1 protein-coding gene is annotated in these 493 nt (G+C 48.5%); it reads left to right on the top strand.

Annotated elements, in window-relative coordinates:
- Positions 1-493: hypothetical protein (locus L1077_RS27215; RefSeq protein ID WP_237139890.1), on the top strand; the 493-nt coding region annotated here is incomplete at both ends.

The following is a 493-nucleotide window of genomic DNA, read 5'->3' as shown; positions in this document are numbered from 1 at the left end:
GATGTTGGTGATGAAGGCATCGAGACTGAGCTCGAAGCAGGAATTGATGAGCTTGTCGCTGAAGGTGCGGATAATGCGCATGAGCAGTCAATTTCTCCATTAGGAACTTCAAATGTAGAAGCTGGTCATTTGGATGGAATGATTGATGAAGACGTTGATCTACCCGAAATATCGCAACAGCACACTGCGCTAGAAGCAGAGCCTGAACTAGAAGCAGAGCCTGAACTAGAAGCAGAGCCTGAACTAGAAGCAGAGCCTGAACTAGAAGCAGAGCCTGAACTAGAAGCAGAGCCTGAACTAGAAGACGAACTTGGTCTAGAAGACGAGCCTGAGCTAGAAGCAGAACCTGAGCTAGAAGCTGAACCTGAGCTAGAAGCAGAACCTGAGCTAGAAGCAGAACCTGAGCTAGAAGCAGAACCTGAGCTAGAAGCAGAACCTGAGCTAGAAGCTGAACCTGAGCTAGAAGCTGAACCTGAGCTAGAAGCTGAACCTG

The organism is Pseudoalteromonas luteoviolacea (assembly GCF_021654285.1).
Lineage (GTDB): Bacteria > Pseudomonadota > Gammaproteobacteria > Enterobacterales > Alteromonadaceae > Pseudoalteromonas > Pseudoalteromonas luteoviolacea_J.
Note: the sequence above shows the minus strand (reverse complement) of the source record. Positions and strands in the feature narration are given on the sequence as shown.